This window comes from Rathayibacter festucae DSM 15932 (assembly GCF_004011135.1).
In the GTDB taxonomy this organism is placed as follows: Bacteria; Actinomycetota; Actinomycetes; order Actinomycetales; family Microbacteriaceae; genus Rathayibacter; species Rathayibacter festucae.
In genome coordinates this window covers 3,137,559-3,153,845 of record NZ_CP028137.1, presented here as the reverse complement: position 1 = coordinate 3,153,845, position 16,287 = coordinate 3,137,559, and the positions used below count along the sequence as shown (strand labels likewise).

Genomic DNA, 16,287 nt, shown 5'->3' with positions numbered 1-16,287 from the left:
CAGTGTTCGGCAACGGTGTCGGTGCATGACGACCGAGGGCCGGTGGCGTCGATTCGAGTCGACGACACCGGCCCTCGGCCCGACAGACGGTGCGTCAGTCGGCGGTGCGGTTGCGGCGGCGGCGGGCGCCGAGCAGCATGCCGAGCGCACCGAGGAGACCGAGGACGCCGGCAGCGGGCAGCGCGGACGACGCGTCGACGCCGGTCTGGGCGAGGTGCGCGGCCGACGCGCTCCTCGTCCCGCTGCGCGTCGCGCCTGCGACCGTCGAGGCCGAAGCGGCGCCGGTCGGGGCCGAAGCGGCGACGGTCGAGGCGGATGCGGCGGCGGCGTCGGGACGCGCGGCGGCTCCGGCCCGGTGGCCGACGATCACCGGGCCGGCCGGTGCACCGTCGTCGACGGTGCTCTCGGCATCCGTCACCGACGGGGCCGTCGTGGGCACCGCGGTCGTGGCGGTGCCGGTTCCCCCGTCAGTCGTGGCGCCGCCGGTGGCCGCGGGGATCACCAGGACGCCGAGGTACGGCGCGGAGACGTAGGTGGGACGGCCCTCGCGGAAGCCCTTGGCCGTGGACACCCGACGCACGACTCCTGCGTCCAGGTCCTCCTGCGTGACCGCGTCGGCCACTCGGTAGACCTTCGTCTCACCGGCGGCGAGGCTGCCCTGACCCTTCTCATCGAGTGCGAGGAAGGAGACGTCGCCGGTGTTCTTCGCCGTGACGGTCCAGACGATCTTCGCGCCGACGGTGACGGAGTGTCCCGGCTCGAGGTCGAAGGCGCCGGTGGCGCTCACCTCGAGGCGCGGGTGCTCGGTTCCGATCGCGAGCTCGCCGGAGGCGGAGGCGGAGAAGGGGCTGTCGCCGGTCCGGCCCACGAGGTCGGCGACGAGGCGGGTGCGGTCCCCCGCGAGGTCCTGCGCCGTGACGGTGGTCTCGAGGTGCAGCTGCCGGGTCTCGCCCGGGGTGAGGACGGCGATCGTCTCGCTGCGGGCGTCACCGTCGGCGGAGAGGTCGTGCAGGTCCGTGCCGGCCGTGTTCGTGACCGTGACGGTCCAGCTCACCCGGGTGCCGGCCTTCACCTGCTCGCCCGCCGCCAGCTCGAAGGCGCCGGTGGTGATGACGGCGACGCGTCCCTCGTCGGAGTGGAGGTCGAGCGAGTCGTTCAGCTCGAGGCTCGCAGTGGAGCCGGCCGGGGTGCGGCCGCTCGCGTGGAAGGTGTCGAAGGTGAAGCCCTCGGCGACGTCCTCCCGGATGACGGTGGAGTAGAAGGTGAGGTCCTTCGTCTCGCCGACGGCGAGGGTGGTGTGCTCTCCCGCATCGGTGACGTGCACGTCGGAGAGGGCGACGTCGCCGGCGTTGGTGAGCGTGGCGGTCCACTTCACCGGCGTGCCGGCCCGCACCCGCCCATCGGCCGGGAGCACGAACTCGCCGGCGATCCTCCCGGTGAGCGAGGGGTGCTCGGCGGCGGCTGGAGCCGGGGCCGGCGTCGGGAGGGTCAGCTCGCCGCGCGCGGGGATCGTGTAGCGGCCTTCCGGCGTGTCGACGCCGAACTCGCTCTCGTAGCGCACGACGCCGGCGTCCAGATCGGCCTGGGTGATCGTGCTCGGCTTGGTGGTGTCCTCGACGTAGCCGCTGCGGCCGGGGGTGAGCTCGAGGGTGGTCCCGCCGATCTTCACGGTGTCGGGGGTGTGGTGGAGGAAGGTGACGATCCACTTCACGGTGGTGCCGACCGTCGGTTTCTCGCCGGGCTTCAGGTCGGGGACGCCCCGGACGGAGGTCGTCACCCGGTCGGACGCGGTGGTGGTCGGAGTGGGGGCGGGTGTGGTCGGGGTGGTGGTCGGCGCAGGGGTCGTGCTCGGAGTCGGCGCGGTCTTCGGCAGGTCGAGTGCGCCCTGCGCGCGGATGATCTGGCTGCCGTCGCTGGCGACGATGTCGTAGCGGCTGGCGTAGGTGACGCGGCCGGCGTCGAGGTCGGCCTGGGTGAGCGTGGTCGGCGCGAGGTTGTCCTCGACGTCGCCGCTCTCGCCGGGCTCGAGGTGCAGGAGCGCCTTGAGGACGTCGACGGGGTGGGCGGTGGGGTTGTGGAGGGTGATCGTCCACTTCACCGGGGTGCCGACGCGGGGCTTCTCGCCGGGCTCGAGATCGAGGACGCCGCGGACGGAGGCGGTCACCCGGGCGGCCGCGGTGGTGCTCGGAGTGGGGGCGGGCGCGGTCGGCGCAGGCGTCGTGGTCGGGCCCGGAGCCGGAGCCGGGGTCGTGGTAGGGGTCGGGGTCGGGGTCGGTGCGGACTTCGGCAGGTCGAGTGCGCCCTGCGCGCGGATGATCTGAATTCCGTAGCCCGAGGCGACGTCGTAGCGGCCGGCGTAGGTGACGCGGCCGGCGTCGAGGTCCGCCTGAGTGAGCGTGGTCGGCGCGAGGTTGTCCTCGACGTCGCCGCTCTCGCCGGGCTCGAGGTGGAGGAGCGCCTTGAGGACGTCGATGGGGTGGGTGGTGGTGTTGTGGAGGGTGATGGTCCACTTCACCGGGGTGCCGACGCGGGGCTTCTCGCCGGGCTCGAGGTCGAGGACGCCCTTCACCGTCGCGGTCACGCCGACCGACGTGGCTGCTGACGCGGCCGGAGTGGGCTGCTGCTGGGGCGTCGAGACCGGCGTCTCGGTCGCGGCGGCGGGCGCGTCGGCCGGCGCATCCTGGAGCGCGGGGGCCGGGACGACCGGCGCCTCGATCGCGGGCACGGCGGGCACCGGGGTGGTGGCGGCGGCGACCGGCATCGTCGCCTCGGGCGCAGTGGTTGCGGGCGCCACTGAGGCGGCGGGGGAGACGGGGTCCGGGGAGGCGGGCTCCGGAGAGGCCGTCGGGGCGGATGTCTGCGCGGCCGGAGCGGGCGCAGCCGGGGCGGGCGCGGCCTCGGGTGCGGCGGGCGCCGAGGCGACGGCCTGCGACGTGGGGTCGACGACGACGGCCTGAGCGGTGGTCTCGGAGACGACGGGCACGGCGGTCTCGTCGGCGTGGGCGACGAGGGCGGTGGAGCCGAGCAGGCAGGCGCTCAAGGTGAGCGAGGCGGCGATGCTGAGCGGTGCTCCGAGGGACCGGCGGGGTCCCTGGACGTCGGGGCGGCGGGGGGTCATGCGAACTCCTAGGCGGTGGTGGTTCTGATATCGAGTGAAGCTCGGAAACGATCGCATCGGCGATCAGGAGTCGCCACATCGGTGGCGTGAAGTGAGCAACGAGGCGCCGGATGAGAGTTATGGCACTGATGCGCAGTCGTGGGGGCTGTTGTGTCGAGGCAGGTCCGTCGGTGTCGAGGAAGGGGCCGGTCGCGCGCCCGATCGCCGAGTTCCGCTGACAGCGATGCCCCCGCGAACGCGAGAACGGCCTGAACCCGTCCGGGAGGGCGGATTCAGGCCGTCGTGGCTCGGCGGCGGTGTCGAAGGGCGTCGACTCCGCCGGCGAGCGGTCAGTGGGCGGAGCGGTTGCGCCGGCGGCGACGCCCGACGAGCACGCCGAGCGCGCCGAGGGCGGTGAGGATCCCGGCGGCGGAGAGCGCGCCTGCAGCGTCGGAGCCGGTACGGGCGAGGTGGCTCTTCGACGCCTCCGCGGCGGTCGAGCTCTTCGTGGTCGAGCCCGTCGTGCCTGTCGTGCCGGAGGCTGCGGGGAGGACGGCGGCGGGGGTGCTCGGTGCCGGCGCCGGGGTGACCGGAGCGGGAGTCGGTGTGTCCGGCGTGGGCCCCGGAGGGGTCGGAGCGGGCGTAGGCGCTGGCGGGGTGGGTGTCGGCGTCGGCGCAGGAGTGGGTGCCGGTGGCGTCGGTACTGGTGTGGTCGGGACGGGTGTGGGCGCCGGGGGAGTCGGGGTCGGGGTGGGTACCGGAGTCGGAGTCGGAGTGGGTGCCGGTGTGGTCGGCGCCGGTGCGGGTGCCGGCGTCGTCGGGGTCGGGGTCGGAGTCGGGCTCGGCAGGGCGAGCTGGCCGCGGACGCGTGCGTAGACCCAGACGCCGTCAGGTGTCCTCGCGCCGGCGAACTCGTCGAGGGTGGCGGAGCCGGCAGTGAGTTGCTTCTGGTTGAGGGTGGTCGACCTGATCGCGTCCCCGGCCTGGCCGGGTTCCAGGTGGAGGCGGGGTCCGCCGAACACCTGGGCGACGTCGTCGAGGGGGACAGTGCCGGTGTTCGTGAAGGTGACGGTCCACTTCACCGCGGTGCCGACCGTCGGCTTCTCGCCCGGCTTGAGGACGAGCTCGCCGCGCGCGGTGGCCGTGAGCACTCCCTGACCGGCCGGGACGGGTGCCGGCGTCGTCGGTGTGGGGGCCGGCGTCGTCGGCGTGGGCGTCGGCGTGGGCGGAGTCGGTGCGGGCGCCGGGCTGGGGAGGGCGAGTCGGGCGCGGACGGGTACGCCGATCGCGCCGTCAGGCGCTGTCGCGGTGTAGACCCGACCGAAGGAAGCGTACCCGTCCGCGAGTTCCTTCTGGTCGAGGGTGGCCGACGAGACGAAGTCGAGGGCCTGACCGGGTTCCAGGCGGCGGCCGGGCCCGACGACCTCCTTGGCGACGTTGTCGAGGGGGACGCCGCCGGTGTTCGTCACGGTGACAGTCCACTTCACCTCGGTGCCGACCTTCGGTGTCTCACCGGGCTCGAGGACGAGCTCGCCGACTGCGGTCGCGCTGACAGCGGCGCGCTTCGCGGGCGCGCTCGCGGTGGGGGTCGGGGTGGCCGTCGGCACGACGGCGGCGTGGGCCGCCGAGGCGGAGCCGAGCAGTCCGACGGTCAGGGCGAGGGACGCGGCGATGGTGAACGGGGTCCCGGCGCAGCGGCGCGGGCGCAGGGAGTCGGGACGACGGTGCACGGAGCTCCTCGAGAGGTGATGGAAGACGAGACGACGAATGCTCGCATCCACTCGCCTCGGCCGTCGAACATCTGGCACGGGCGAGACGGTCTGGCGCCTCCAGCGCACGCTGGCGCGGACGGTGGATCTCGAGCTGACGAGCACTGCCGTGGCGGGCGGTGCGGCCCTCCCGCCCGCGGTGGCGGTCGTGCGGGGAGCGCAGGGACGGCCCGGGTCCGCTGGAGAAGCGGGCCCGGGCCGTGATCGATCACCGGTGGCCGAAGGGCGTCGACGTTACCGGCGATCGGTCAGTGGGCCGATCGGTCGGTAGCCGGGCGGGTGCGGCGGCGGCCGATGAGCACGCCGAGCGCGCCGAGTGCGGTGAGGATCCCAGCGGCGGACAGCGCTCCCGCCGCGTCGGAACCTGTCTCGGCGAGGCGGCGCTTCGACGCCTCCGTGGCGGCTGGGCTCTTCGTCGTCGAGCCCGTGATGCCGGTCGTGCCGGAGGCGGCGGGCATGACGGTGGCAGGCGTGACCGGGGTACCCGGCGCGGGCGCCGGTGCCGGGGCGACCGGGGTCGATGTCGGAGTGGCCGGGGTGGCGGGTACGGGTGCCGGTGTGGTGGGGGCGGGTGTGGGTGCCGGTGTGGTGGGGGCGGGCGTGGGTGCCGGCGTGGTCGGCGTTGGTGTGGGTACCGGCGTGGCGAAGGTGAGTCGGGCGGAGAGGGGTGCAGTGACCCCTACGCCTTTGATGGTCGTTCCGACGAGGGGCTCGTCGAGGACGGTGTAGCCGTTGGAGAGGTCGGTCTGAGTGAGCTGGGTCGACGCGGTCAGCTCGCCGGTCTGGCCGGGCTCGAGGTCGAGGAGGTCGCCGAAGACCGTGTTCCCGATGTCCACGATGGCGGCGTCGCCGGTGTTGACGACCGTGACGGTCCACTTCACCTGGGTGCCGACCTTCGGCTTCTCGCCGGGCTTGAGGATGAGCTCGCCGTGGGCGGTGGCCGCCAAGGCGCCCTGACCGGCGGGGACGGGTGCCGGTGTGGTCGGGGTGGGCGCCGGTGTCGTCGGAGTGGGCGCCGGCGTGGTCGGGGAGGGGGTCGGCACCGGTGCGGAGAGGTCCAGCCGACCGGAGAAGGAGGCGACGACTTGGACGCCATCGGACGTCCATCCGTAGGAGGCGGAGGCGGGGGAGCGGGTGTAGCCGTTGTTCAGGTCGGCCTGGGTGAGGGTGCCGATCCGGATGAAGTCGTGCTTGTCGCCGGGCTTGAGCTCGACTTCCTCGTCACCTCCGTTAGTGACAACGTATTTAAAACCGACGGTGCCGGTGTTCGTGACCGTGATGGTCCACTTCACCTGGGTGCCGACCTGGGGCTTCTCGCCGGGCTTGAGGAGGAGCTCGCCGCGGGCGGTCGCGCTCAGGGAGGCGGAGGCGGCGGTCGCGCTCGCGGTGGGGGTCGGGGTGGCCGTCGGCACCACGGCGGCGTGGGCGGCCGTGGCGGAGCCGAGCAGTCCGACGGTCAGCGCGAGGGAGGCGGCGATGGTGAACGGGGTGCCGGCGCAGCGGCGCGGGCGGAGGGAGTCGGGACGACGATGCACGGAGGCTCCTCGGAGGTGATGGATAGGTGAGACGACGAATGCTCGCATCCCCCCTCATCGACCGTCGAACATCTGGCACGGAGGTGACGATCTGGCGCCGATAGTGCACGCTGACGCCACACGGCCGACTGGCGCAGGTCGCATCCTCCGGCGCCTCTCGGCCCGCTAGAGGAAGCGCAGCGCCAGGTGCAGGTCGACGCGGTCGGCCATCGCGGAGAGGTCGCGGCCGGTCAGCGCCTCGATCCGCTGCATCCGGTAGCGGAGGGTGCTGGCGTGCAGGTGCAGGCGGTCGGCGGCCTGGCGCCAGGAGCCGCCGCTCTCGAGGAAGACGCGCAGGGTCTCGACCATGTCGCTGCGGTGCTCGTCGTCGTAGCGGACGAGCGGCCCGAGGACGGCGAGTGCGAAGGCCGCGCGGGTGCGCGGCGCGACCAGCTCGAGCAGGGCATTGCTGGAGACGGGGATCGTGTGCTCGACGATCGAGACGGGCTCGTCCGACGAGGCGCCGTGGGCGCGCTCGCGGGCGGCTTGGAGCGAGACCCCCAGCTGCGCCACCTCACGGGAGGCGTCGCCCACGCCGATCGCGATCCGGCGCTCGTGCAGCAGCCACGGCGCCGCCTCCACGGCGGAGCGCAGCGCGGGCCCCGGCGACGACCTCTCGTCCGCTGGATCGCCGAGCAGCAACACCGCGCCCCCGTCGAGCACCGCGCCCAGCGCCCGCGCGTGTTCGTGCTCGGCGGCCGCGCGCAGCGGCTGCAGCAGTGCCTCCGGCGGCAGCGACGGATCGTCGGTGCGCGCGACGACCACCCGGAGCGGCGCGCCGAGACGGAAGCCGAGCAGCCGCAGCCGCACGGCGGTCTCGGACTCGGGCAGCTCGTCGTGCAGGAGCGCCCGGAGCAGGTCGAGCAGCGGCGCGGCCGACGCGCGCTCGCGCTGGCGAGCCAGGTCGAGTCGGCCGGCGACCGCGCCGGCGAGGAGCTCGACGCCGTCCGCGGTCTCCTCCGACCAGCCGCGCTGATCGCCGGTGACGACGAGCACCCCGAGCCGCTCGCCGGCGGCGGAGAAGAGGGCTCGGCGGGAGAGCGAGCGGCCGTGCTCGGTGACCTCCCAGCGGCTGTCGGGGGAGGAGAGCGAGGCCTCCCAGGCGGCGCCGTAGTCGGCGGCCGTGGGCAGCCCGCCGGCGGAGGCGACCAGGGTGCCGGCGCGGTCGACGGCCCAGCTGCCGTGCGCGAACTCCTCGAAGAAGGCCCGCAGTGCGACCTGCACGCCCTCGCCCGAGGCGGGGTCGGCGAGCAGGCGCCGGGCGAACCGGGCCTCGCGGCCGAGCGTCGGCAGGTCGGCCTGCGCGATCACTCCGGCGACCGTCTGCGCGATGGTCTTGAACGAGACGTCCGGCGCCACCGTCAGCAGGGCGATGCCGTGCCGGCGACAGACCTCGAGCATCCCCTCCGGCAGCGAGCCGACCGCGATCAGCCCGACGACGATCGCGACGACCCCGCGATCGGCGACGCCGCCGACGAAGCGCTCGACGCTCTCCCGGCCGGAGGTCCAGAGCGCGCTGGTCAGCACCACGTCGCCGGGGGAGAGGAAGCGGCCCGGATCCGGCAGGTCGATCGTGTAGGTGCCCGAGATCGCACGGGCCAGCTGCACGTCGTCGCCGCCGACCAGGGTGAGCTGCAGCTCCGGGTGGCCGAGCAGCTCGCGGACGTTCACCCAGGTCTCCTCGTTCGTGCGGCGGACGCTCTCAGACTAGGCGGCGGGCCGAGGGGCCGGCGACGGTCCGCCGGTGCCGGCCGGGTGGGTCTGCAGGCTCGGCTTCGGGGGGTGGGGGATCTCGATACGCCCGCTGCGCGGGCTACTCGATCAGCATGGGCCGCTCAGCGGATGCCGCTGCGGGCGAAGCCCTGGACGAAGTAGCGCTGGAACGCGAGGAACAGCAGCACCATCGGCAGCACCGAGATCAGCGCGAGCGCCATGCTCGCGGAGTAGTCCGGCGTCGACTGGCCCTTGAGGTAGAGCAGGCCGATCGGCAGCGTGAACAGCTCGTTGTCCTTCAGCGCGATCAGCGGCCAGGCGAAGTCGTTCCAGCTGCCCAGCAGCGTCAGCAGGATGAGCACCGCGATCAGCGGCTTGCTCAGCGGCAGGACGATCTGCAGGAACACGCGGAGGTGGCCGGCCCCGTCGATCCGCGCGGCCTCGATCAGCTCCTCCGGGATGGAGAGGAAGAACTGCCGGGCGAGGAAGATGCCGAACGCCGCCGCCGCTCCGGGCAGGATCACCGACCAGTAGGTGCCGTAGATCTGCAGCCCGGTGACGAGCTTGAACTGGGCGACCATGATCGCCTGCACGGGGATCATCATCGTCGCGAGCGCCAGCAGGAAGAGCAGGTTGCGGCCCGGGAAGCGCAGCCGCGCGAAGCCCCAGCCCGCCAGCAGGTTGAGCACCACGGTGAAGGCGGTGACGAACGCGCCGATGACGACGGAGTTCACGAACCACTCGCCGACCGGGAAGCGGGCGAAGACGGTGGCGAAGTTCTCCAGCGAGATCTCGCTCGGCCAGAACTGCGGCGGGCCCGGCGAGAAGACCTCGCCGCGGGGCGAGAACGCGATGACGAGCATCCAGTAGAGCGGGAAGAAGACGATCGCCGAGGCGATCACGGCGACGACGATGCGGACGACGAGTCCGGTGCGGGAGCCGTCGCGGGTGGAGCGGCGGCGCTTCGGTGCGTCGCGGACGGTCGCGGCCGCGACGGCGGCGGGCGTGGTGAGGGTGGAGGACGTCACAGGAGGCTCCTATTCGACGAGGTCGCGGGTGCGGCTCGTGCGCCACTGCAGGTAGGTGAAGGCGAGGGAGACGAGCAGGATGACGACTCCGAGCGCGGCGCCGTAGCCCTGCTCGCGCACCTGGAAGCCGTTGCGGTAGGCGTAGGTGCCGAGCACGGAGGTGGAGAAGCCGGGCCCGCCGCCGGTCATCACGAAGACGATGTCGAAGACCTGGAACGAGGCGATCACGTTCATGATCAGCAGGAAGAACGTCGACGGGCCGACCAGCGGCACCGTCAGCGAGCGGAACTGCTGCCAGCGGGTGGCACCGTCGATCCGCGCCGCCTCGTAGAGCTCGGGCGAGACGCCCTGCAGGCCGGCGATGTAGATCACCATGTTGAAGCCGATCCGCAGCCAGACCGCGGTGAGCATCACCGAGATCATCGCGGCGGTGCCGTCGGACTGCCAGGAGACCGGCGACGCCCCGAGCGAGGACAGCACCTTGTTGACGATGCCGGAGGACTCGCTGAAGATCGTGACCGCGATCATGCCGGACGCGACTCCGGAGATGACCAGCGGCAGCACGATGATCGTGCGGAAGATCCCGCGGGCCGGCAGCACCGAGTTGAGCAGCACCGCCAGCCCGAGACCGCCGAGGAGCTCCAGCGGAACCGTCACCGCGGTGAAGATCAGCGTGTTGCCCAGGCTCTGCCAGAACACCGGGTCGGCGCCCATCCGGCCGTAGTTGGCGAGGCCGACCCACTCCGGGGTGCCGAATCCGCGCGACTCCTGGAACGACAGCTGGATCGCCCAGAGGATCGGCACGAACAGGAACAGCGCCATCAGCAGCAGGTTCGGGCCGACGAAGCCGAAGCCCGCGAGCGCCTCGCGGGTGCGGGCGGTGCGGCGCCGGCGCGGCGGCGACCCGCGGAGGGGGACGGCGGTCATCAGCTGGTGGCCTGCGCGATCGCGTCGCTCAGGCCGGTCAGCGTCTCCTCGGTGCTGCGTCCGCCGACGAACGCCTCCTCGAGCTGGTCCTGCATCGCGACCGAGATCTGGGCGAGGAAGGGGGAGGTGAGCTGCTGCACGTCGCGCGGGGTGATCGTGGCGGCCTGCTCGACGAAGACGGGCATCACGTCGGCGCGGACCGCGAAGTCGATCGAGGCGGGGTCGATGTCGGTGCGGGTCGGCAGCTCGTTGGTGGCGGCGCAGAACTCGGCCATGTTCTCGGCCTCGGTCATGAAGGAGAGGAACTCGGCGGCGAGGTCGGGGTTGTCGGTCTCGGCCGTGGCGACGAGGGCGTTGCCGCCGAGGTCGGTCGCGCCGCGGGCGTCGACGGGCATCGGGGTGGCGGTCCACTCGAAGTCGGCGAGGTTGTCGACGTCCGGCACGAGGAAGGAGCCGACGAAGGACATCGCGACGCTCTGCTCGGTGAAGAAGGAGTCGGCGTAGGTGGCGGACTTGACCGAGCTGGTCGGCGGGACCCAGTCGTTCTCGAAGAAGCTCTTGGTGAAGTCGAGGGCCTTGGCGCCGGCCTCGGAGTCGATGGCGGGCGTGGTGCCGTCCTCCTCGAGCAGGGCGCCGTCGGCCTCGAAGAGCCAGCTCAGCCAGCGCGGGGTGCCGCCGAGCTGCCAGTTGGCGGCGAACGGGTACTGCTCGGCGGGGAGCGAGGCGCGCAGCTTGGTCGAGACGTCGGCGAACTCCTCCCAGGTCCAGGCGTCGGCGGCCGTGGTGGGGATGTCGGTGATGCCCGCGGCGGCGAGCAGCTCGGTGTTGACGAGCAGGGCCGAGACGTCGGTCTGGTGCGGGACGCCGTAGGGGGTGCCCTCGAACGACACGGCCTCCTGGAAGGCGGGGGTGAAGGAGTCGAACTCGTCGATGCGGTCGGTCAGGTCGAGCAGCTGGCCCTGGCTGGAGTAGACGCCGAGGTTGCCGTAGTCGACGCGGAAGACGTCGGGTGCCTCGCCCGAGCTGAGCTGCGCGTCGATGTTGCTGAACATCTGGTCGTAGGGGACGACGTTGAGCTCGACGCTCGCGCCGTCGTTCGCGGCCTCGAAATCGGTGATCAGCGACTCGAAGGCCGCCTGCTCCGACTCGCTGGCCCAGGTGGTGAAGGTGATGGAGTCGCCGTCGGCCGAGGAGCCGCCGCCGCCGCCGAAGCCGCTGCAGGCGGTGAGGGCGAGGGTGGAGACCGCGAGGGCGGCGAGGGGGAGGAGTCGTCTGCGCATGAGGGGCGGTTCCTTACTTCTGCGGGTGCTGTGCGGGTGCGGTGGGAGGTGTGCGGTGCTGCGGAGTGCGGTGCTGCGGGGTGGAGCGCTGCGGGGTGGGTCTAGGCGGCCGGCTGCCCGAGCCGGTCGAGGGCGGTCTCGACGAGCGAGACCAGGCCGTGCGGGCCGAGCTGGCCCTCGAGGAGCGCTCGCCGCTCCTCCTCCTCGGCCGTCGTCCGAGCCGGAGCGAGCGAGCGGAGGACGGTGGTCGCGACGTCCTCGACCGCGCGGACGCAGCCGAAGCGGGCGATCCGCTCGTCGTCGATCAGGGTCTCGCCGTAGCCGGCGCGGAAGGCGCGGCGCTGGGCGTCGGTGATCGGGCGGGCGAAGATCACGCCCAGCTCGACCAGGAGCAGGTCGACCTCGCGCGGGGCGACGGTGGCCTCGTCGAAATCGATCAGCCAGGGGCTGCCGTGCGCGTCGATCACGACGTTGCCGGGGTGCGGGTCGCCGTGCACGGGGACGCGGGCGGTCGGCGTGCGCGAGCGCTTGAGGCGCCGCTCGGCGAGGGCGAGGGCGTGCAGGCGGTCACGCAGCTCGGGGGTCAGATGCTCGTCGACCTCGGCGAGCAGCGCGGCGGGCGGGCGCTGAGCGCGGCGGATCCCGCGGCGCGGCGGGACGGTGCCGGCGGGCGGGGCGGAGTCGTGCACGCCGCGCAGCACCGCGCCGAACTCCTCCCAGGGCAGCGCGTCCTCGCCGGAGTCGACGGCGTCGTCGCCGACGATCCAGGGGGCGAGCGAGACGAGGAGGCCGGAGTCCTCGGTCCAGGGGCGGCCGTCGCGGGCGCGGGTGGGCGCGGCGATGCCGGGCGCCCGCGCGTCGCCGAGGGCGGAGGCGAGGGCGAGGCCGAAGCGGCCGTCGCGGCGGGAGGCCTTGACGCTCCACGGGGCGCCGGCGTCGTCGGTCGCGAACCAGACCTGAGCGCCGTGGTCGAGGCCGCCGATGATCGGCAGGAAGTCGACCAGGCGGACGCCGAAGTCGCGCTCGACGACGGTCCGCGCCCAGGCGCTGCGCTCGTCGATCGTGTCCATCCCGCCCATCGTCGCGCGGGACCGGTCCCCTGAACACGTACTTGCGCATTCGCCGGATGTGCTGTGCGAGTTCTCACGCGATGGTGCGCGAGTGGGGGAGCCGCTTCGCGTCTGGTGGTGCGGGAAGGCAGCGGCGGCGGCACTTCATGCTGGTCGAGTAGCCCCGCAGGGGCGTATCGAGACCCACCGTGACCAGCAGGGCGGATCTGCAGACTCGTGTTCTGGCGGTGGTGGATCTCGATACGCCCGCTTCGCGGGCTGCTCGATCAGCATGGGGGTCCCACGCCGCAGGGGGATCCCACGCCGCGAGGGGATCCTCCTCAGCCGGCGGGCAGGATCACGCGGAAGCGCGCTCCGGCGGCCCCGGGGAGGCAGACCAGGTCGCCGCCGAGGGCGCGCGCGAGGCCGCGGGCGATGGGCAGGCCGAGGCCCGAGCCGCCGTCCGCGCGGTTGCGGGCGTCGTCGAGGCGGACGAGCCGGTCGAAGACGCGGTCGCGGTCGGCCTCGGGGACGCCGGGGCCGTCGTCGTCGACCGTCACGGTGACCCGGCCATCGGCGTGCGCGAGCGTGACGTCGATCCGGGAGCGGGCGAAGCGGGCGGCGTTCTCGAGCAGGTTGCCGACGATCTGGCCGAGTCGGTCGGCGTCGGCGTGCACGGGCGGCGCGTCGGCGTCGCGGTGCAGGACGATCTCGGGGCCGTCGCCCCGCAGCAGCTGCCGCTCGATCGCGGCGGCCGCCACCGCGCCGGCGTCCAGCGGCCGGGCGTCGAGGGCGAGCCCCTCGTCGAGCCGCGCCATCAGCAGCATGTCCTGGATGAGTCGCCCGGCGCGCAGCGATTCGCGGACCACGTGCACCGACAGCCGCTCCCGCTCCTCCTCGGTGCCGTCGGCGCGGACCAGGGCGTCAGCCGCCGCCTGGATGCCGGCGACCGGGGTCCGCAGCTCGTGCGCCGCGTCCGAGACGAAGGCGCGCATCCGGCGCTCGGCGGCCAGGGCGGACTGCTCGGCCTGCTCGAGGTCGTCGAGCATCTCGTCGAACGCCGTGGCCGTGCGGCCGAGCTCGGTGCCCGGCCGCGAGGGGCGCAGGCGCCGGCCGCGGTCGCCGTGCGCGATCGAGCGGGCGACGGTGGTCATCCGCTCGAGCGGGCGCAGGGTCGCGCGGACCACCAGGACGAGGGCGCCGGCGGCGAGCAGGAGGAACACGGCGGAGGCGCCGAGCAGGATCCCGTTCAGTGACGCGAGGGTCGAACCCACCGAGCCCGCCTCGCTGCTGAGGGTCAGCACGGTGCCGTCGCTGAGGACGGACTGCAGGGTGATCAGGCCGTCGTCGCCGGAGACGCTGCTCGAGGCGACGGTGACGGTGGCGTCGCGGGGCGTGGGCACGGCGGCACCGGTGCTCCCGGGCGGGCTCGGCGGCTCGCCCAGCTGGTCCGCCGCTCCCGGCCCCTGGCGCAGCTGCTCGGGGCTCGGACCGGCGACGACCTCCTCGCCGTCGGGGCTCTGGATCCGCACCGCGACACCCTGCGCCGAGAGCCGCGAGGCGAGCTCGTCGTCGGCGATCGTGCCGACCAGGGCTGCGGCGGCGGAGGCGCGATCGGCCAGGCGCTCCTCGATCTGGTCGCGGAGGCGCTCGCCGAGCACGACCTGCACCGTCGCGGACAGCGCCAGCAGCAGCACCGCCAGCAGGGCGAGCACGGCGAGGACGGTGCGCAGGCGCAGGGAGCCGGTGCGCAGCGGGGCGGAGGCGGGGCGCGCGGCGGGGGTGCCTGCGGGGGCGGTGCCTCCGGCGGCGGTGCCCGCGGCGTCCGCGCCTGCCGGGACGCTCATGCCTCCACCCGGTAGCCGAGCCCGCGGACGGTGTGGATGAGGCGGTCGCCGTGCGCCTCCATCTTCTTGCGGAGCGAGCTGAGGTGCACCTCGACGAGGTTCGGGTCGACGTGGTCGTAGCCCCAGACCTGGGTGAGGATCTGCGTCTTGGTCAGCGTGCGGCCGCGGCTGCCCGCGAGGAACGCGAGCAGGCGGAACTCGGTGGCGGTGAGGTCGAGGGGCTCGCCGCCGCGGCGGGCGCGTCCGGCGTCGGGGTCGACGACCAGGTCGCCGATCTCGATGATCGAGGGGACGCGGCCGCGCCGGCGGAGCACCGCGGTGACCCGGGCGACCAGCTCGGCGAGCACGAACGGCTTCACCACGTAGTCGTCGACGCCCTCGTCGAAGCCGCGGAGCCGGTCGTCGACGGCGTCGCGCGCGGTCAGCATGATCACGGCCGCGTCGCTGGTGCGCCGGATCCGCTCGGCGAGCACGATGCCGCTCGGGCCGGGCAGCATCCAGTCGAGCACGACCAGGTCGGGCGCGAAGTCGGCGAGCTCGCGGGCGAGGTCCTCGCCGGTCGGCAGGGCGCGCACGGTGTAGCGCTCGCCGCGGAGGGCGGCCTCGACGGAGGAGCGGATGGCGTCGTCGTCCTCGACGAGGAGCACGCGGGCGGAGGGGAGCATGCTCCGACCGTAGGGGGCGCGGATCGGCGTCGACCGCCACTCGGCTGGGGAGCCTCTGTTCTTAAGGACCGCTTCAGATTCGGCTCGGAATCTGAAATGGAACCGGCCGCAACCGCTCCCGAACGGGAACGGCACCGGGCCGGACCGAGGAGACTCCCATGAGCAAGACCCCCGACAGCCGCACCCCCGGAACCCAGGGCTCGGGTTTCGGCCCGCGCCGGCCCCGGACCCGTGCGATCGCCCTCTGCATCGCGGCTGGCGCCCTCGGCTTCGCCGCGATCGGATCGACCGCCGCCTTCGCCGATTCCGCGCCCACCTCCGGCTCGACGAGCACGATCGAGACGACGCCGAGCGCGACGGCCAGTGCGACGCCGACCCCGGACTCCAGCGACGCGCCGACCCTCACCGGACCGGCCTCGACCGGCCCGGCCGCCTGCGGACCCGCGGGCGCCGGACTGCCGAAGCCTCCGGTGCCCGGGGCGGACGGCTCGATGCCGACCCCGCCGGCCGCGCCCGCTGATGGCGAGGCGCCGACCCCGCCCGCGGCTCCCGCGGACGGCTCGATGCCGACCCCGCCCGCGGCTCCCGCTGATGGCGAGGCGCCGACGCCTCCGGCTGCTCCCGCTGACGGCGAGACCCCGACGCCTCCCGCGGCCCCGGCCGACGGCGAGGCGCCCACGCCTCCGGCCGCTCCCGCCGATGGCGAGATGCCGACCCCGCCGGCGGCTCCCGCTGACGGCGAGGCGCCCACGCCTCCTGCAGCGCCCACCGACGGCGCGACGGCGACCCCGCCCGCCGACGGAGCGCTCCCGACTCCGCCCGCCGCGCCCGCGGACGGCGACGCCGTGACCCCGCCGACCCCGCCGGCCGCGCCCTCGGGCGACTGCGAGCTCCCGACGCCCCCGGCCGACGGCTCCGCGCCGACCCCGCCCGCGCCGCCGGCCGCCGGAGAGGCGCCCGCCGGTCCCGCGCGCCCCGGGACCGGCCCTGTCGCCGGTGACGCTCCGGACGCCGGCGCGACCCCCTCCGCCCCGAGCGACACCGCCACCCCCGAGGAGTCGGACGCCCCCTCCGGCAGCTGACCCCCCCCCGGCCGCACCTCCGGCACGCGGAACGACCTCCGGCTCGTCGGAATCCACGGATTCGACGAGCCGGAGCTGTTTCCGCGTGCCGGAGGTCCTCGGCGAGCGGGGCCGCGCATCCTGCTGATCGAGTAGCCCGCGCAGCGGGCGTATCGAGATCCACCGGCACCAGAAGTGGGGTCTGCAGGCCAGCCGTATCGACGACGGTGGGTCTCGATACGCCGCGTGCCGCGGCTACTCGACCAGCATGCGGGGG

Annotated in this window: 11 protein-coding genes; 1 reads left to right on the top strand and 10 read right to left on the bottom strand. The window is 74.0% G+C overall.

Features of this window, described 5'->3' with window-relative positions:
* Window positions 1-94: 94 nt before the first annotated feature.
* The 10 genes from C1I64_RS14445 to C1I64_RS14400 all read right to left on the bottom strand — a co-directional run bounded on the left by C1I64_RS14445 (window position 95) and on the right by C1I64_RS14400 (window position 14,949).
* Entirely contained in the window at window positions 95-3,118 is a 3,024-nt protein-coding gene (locus C1I64_RS14445) for a DUF7507 domain-containing protein (protein ID WP_127887678.1), read from the bottom strand.
* 329 nt (window positions 3,119-3,447) lie between these two features.
* On the bottom strand, window positions 3,448-4,827 hold the full coding sequence (locus C1I64_RS20775) for an LPXTG cell wall anchor domain-containing protein (protein ID WP_127887677.1): 1,380 nt from the start codon (window positions 4,825-4,827) through the stop codon (window positions 3,448-3,450).
* A 287-nt stretch (window positions 4,828-5,114) separates the two neighbouring features.
* Window positions 5,115-6,401 carry an LPXTG cell wall anchor domain-containing protein gene (locus C1I64_RS14435; protein ID WP_127887676.1) on the bottom strand — a complete coding sequence of 429 codons (1,287 nt, stop codon included), beginning with the start codon at window positions 6,399-6,401 and terminating at the stop codon, window positions 5,115-5,117.
* Window positions 6,402-6,566: 165 nt separating this feature from the next.
* Window positions 6,567-8,111 carry a PucR family transcriptional regulator gene (locus tag C1I64_RS14430; RefSeq protein ID WP_127887675.1) on the bottom strand — a complete coding sequence of 515 codons (1,545 nt, stop codon included), beginning with the start codon at window positions 8,109-8,111 and terminating at the stop codon, window positions 6,567-6,569.
* A gap of 164 nt (window positions 8,112-8,275) precedes the next feature.
* Window positions 8,276-9,181 carry a carbohydrate ABC transporter permease gene (locus C1I64_RS14425; RefSeq protein ID WP_243839985.1) on the bottom strand — a complete coding sequence of 302 codons (906 nt, stop codon included), beginning with the start codon at window positions 9,179-9,181 and terminating at the stop codon, window positions 8,276-8,278.
* A 9-nt stretch (window positions 9,182-9,190) separates the two neighbouring features.
* Window positions 9,191-10,108 (bottom strand): carbohydrate ABC transporter permease, encoded by a 918-nt coding sequence (locus tag C1I64_RS14420; protein ID WP_127887674.1) that lies wholly within the window; start codon window positions 10,106-10,108, stop codon window positions 9,191-9,193.
* Window positions 10,108-11,388 (bottom strand): ABC transporter substrate-binding protein, encoded by a 1,281-nt coding sequence (locus C1I64_RS14415; protein WP_127887673.1) that lies wholly within the window; start codon window positions 11,386-11,388, stop codon window positions 10,108-10,110. Before C1I64_RS14415 ends, C1I64_RS14420 begins: the two co-directional genes overlap by 1 nt.
* 101 nt (window positions 11,389-11,489) lie before the next feature.
* Window positions 11,490-12,458: a phosphotransferase enzyme family protein gene (locus C1I64_RS14410; protein WP_164874555.1), complete on the bottom strand. Its 969-nt coding sequence runs from the start codon at window positions 12,456-12,458 to the stop codon at window positions 11,490-11,492.
* A 320-nt stretch (window positions 12,459-12,778) separates the two neighbouring features.
* Window positions 12,779-14,284, bottom strand: a complete 1,506-nt coding sequence (locus C1I64_RS14405; protein WP_127887671.1) for a HAMP domain-containing sensor histidine kinase — start codon at window positions 14,282-14,284, stop codon at window positions 12,779-12,781.
* Window positions 14,281-14,949 carry a response regulator transcription factor gene (locus C1I64_RS14400; RefSeq protein ID WP_123446969.1) on the bottom strand — a complete coding sequence of 223 codons (669 nt, stop codon included), beginning with the start codon at window positions 14,947-14,949 and terminating at the stop codon, window positions 14,281-14,283. The genes C1I64_RS14405 and C1I64_RS14400 overlap by 4 nt, the downstream gene beginning before the upstream one ends.
* Before the next feature lie 158 nt (window positions 14,950-15,107).
* Here C1I64_RS14400 and C1I64_RS14395 point away from each other — a divergent pair, with 158 nt between their 5' ends.
* Window positions 15,108-16,031, top strand: a complete 924-nt coding sequence (locus C1I64_RS14395; protein WP_127887670.1) for a hypothetical protein — start codon at window positions 15,108-15,110, stop codon at window positions 16,029-16,031.
* Window positions 16,032-16,287 lie beyond the last annotated feature (256 nt).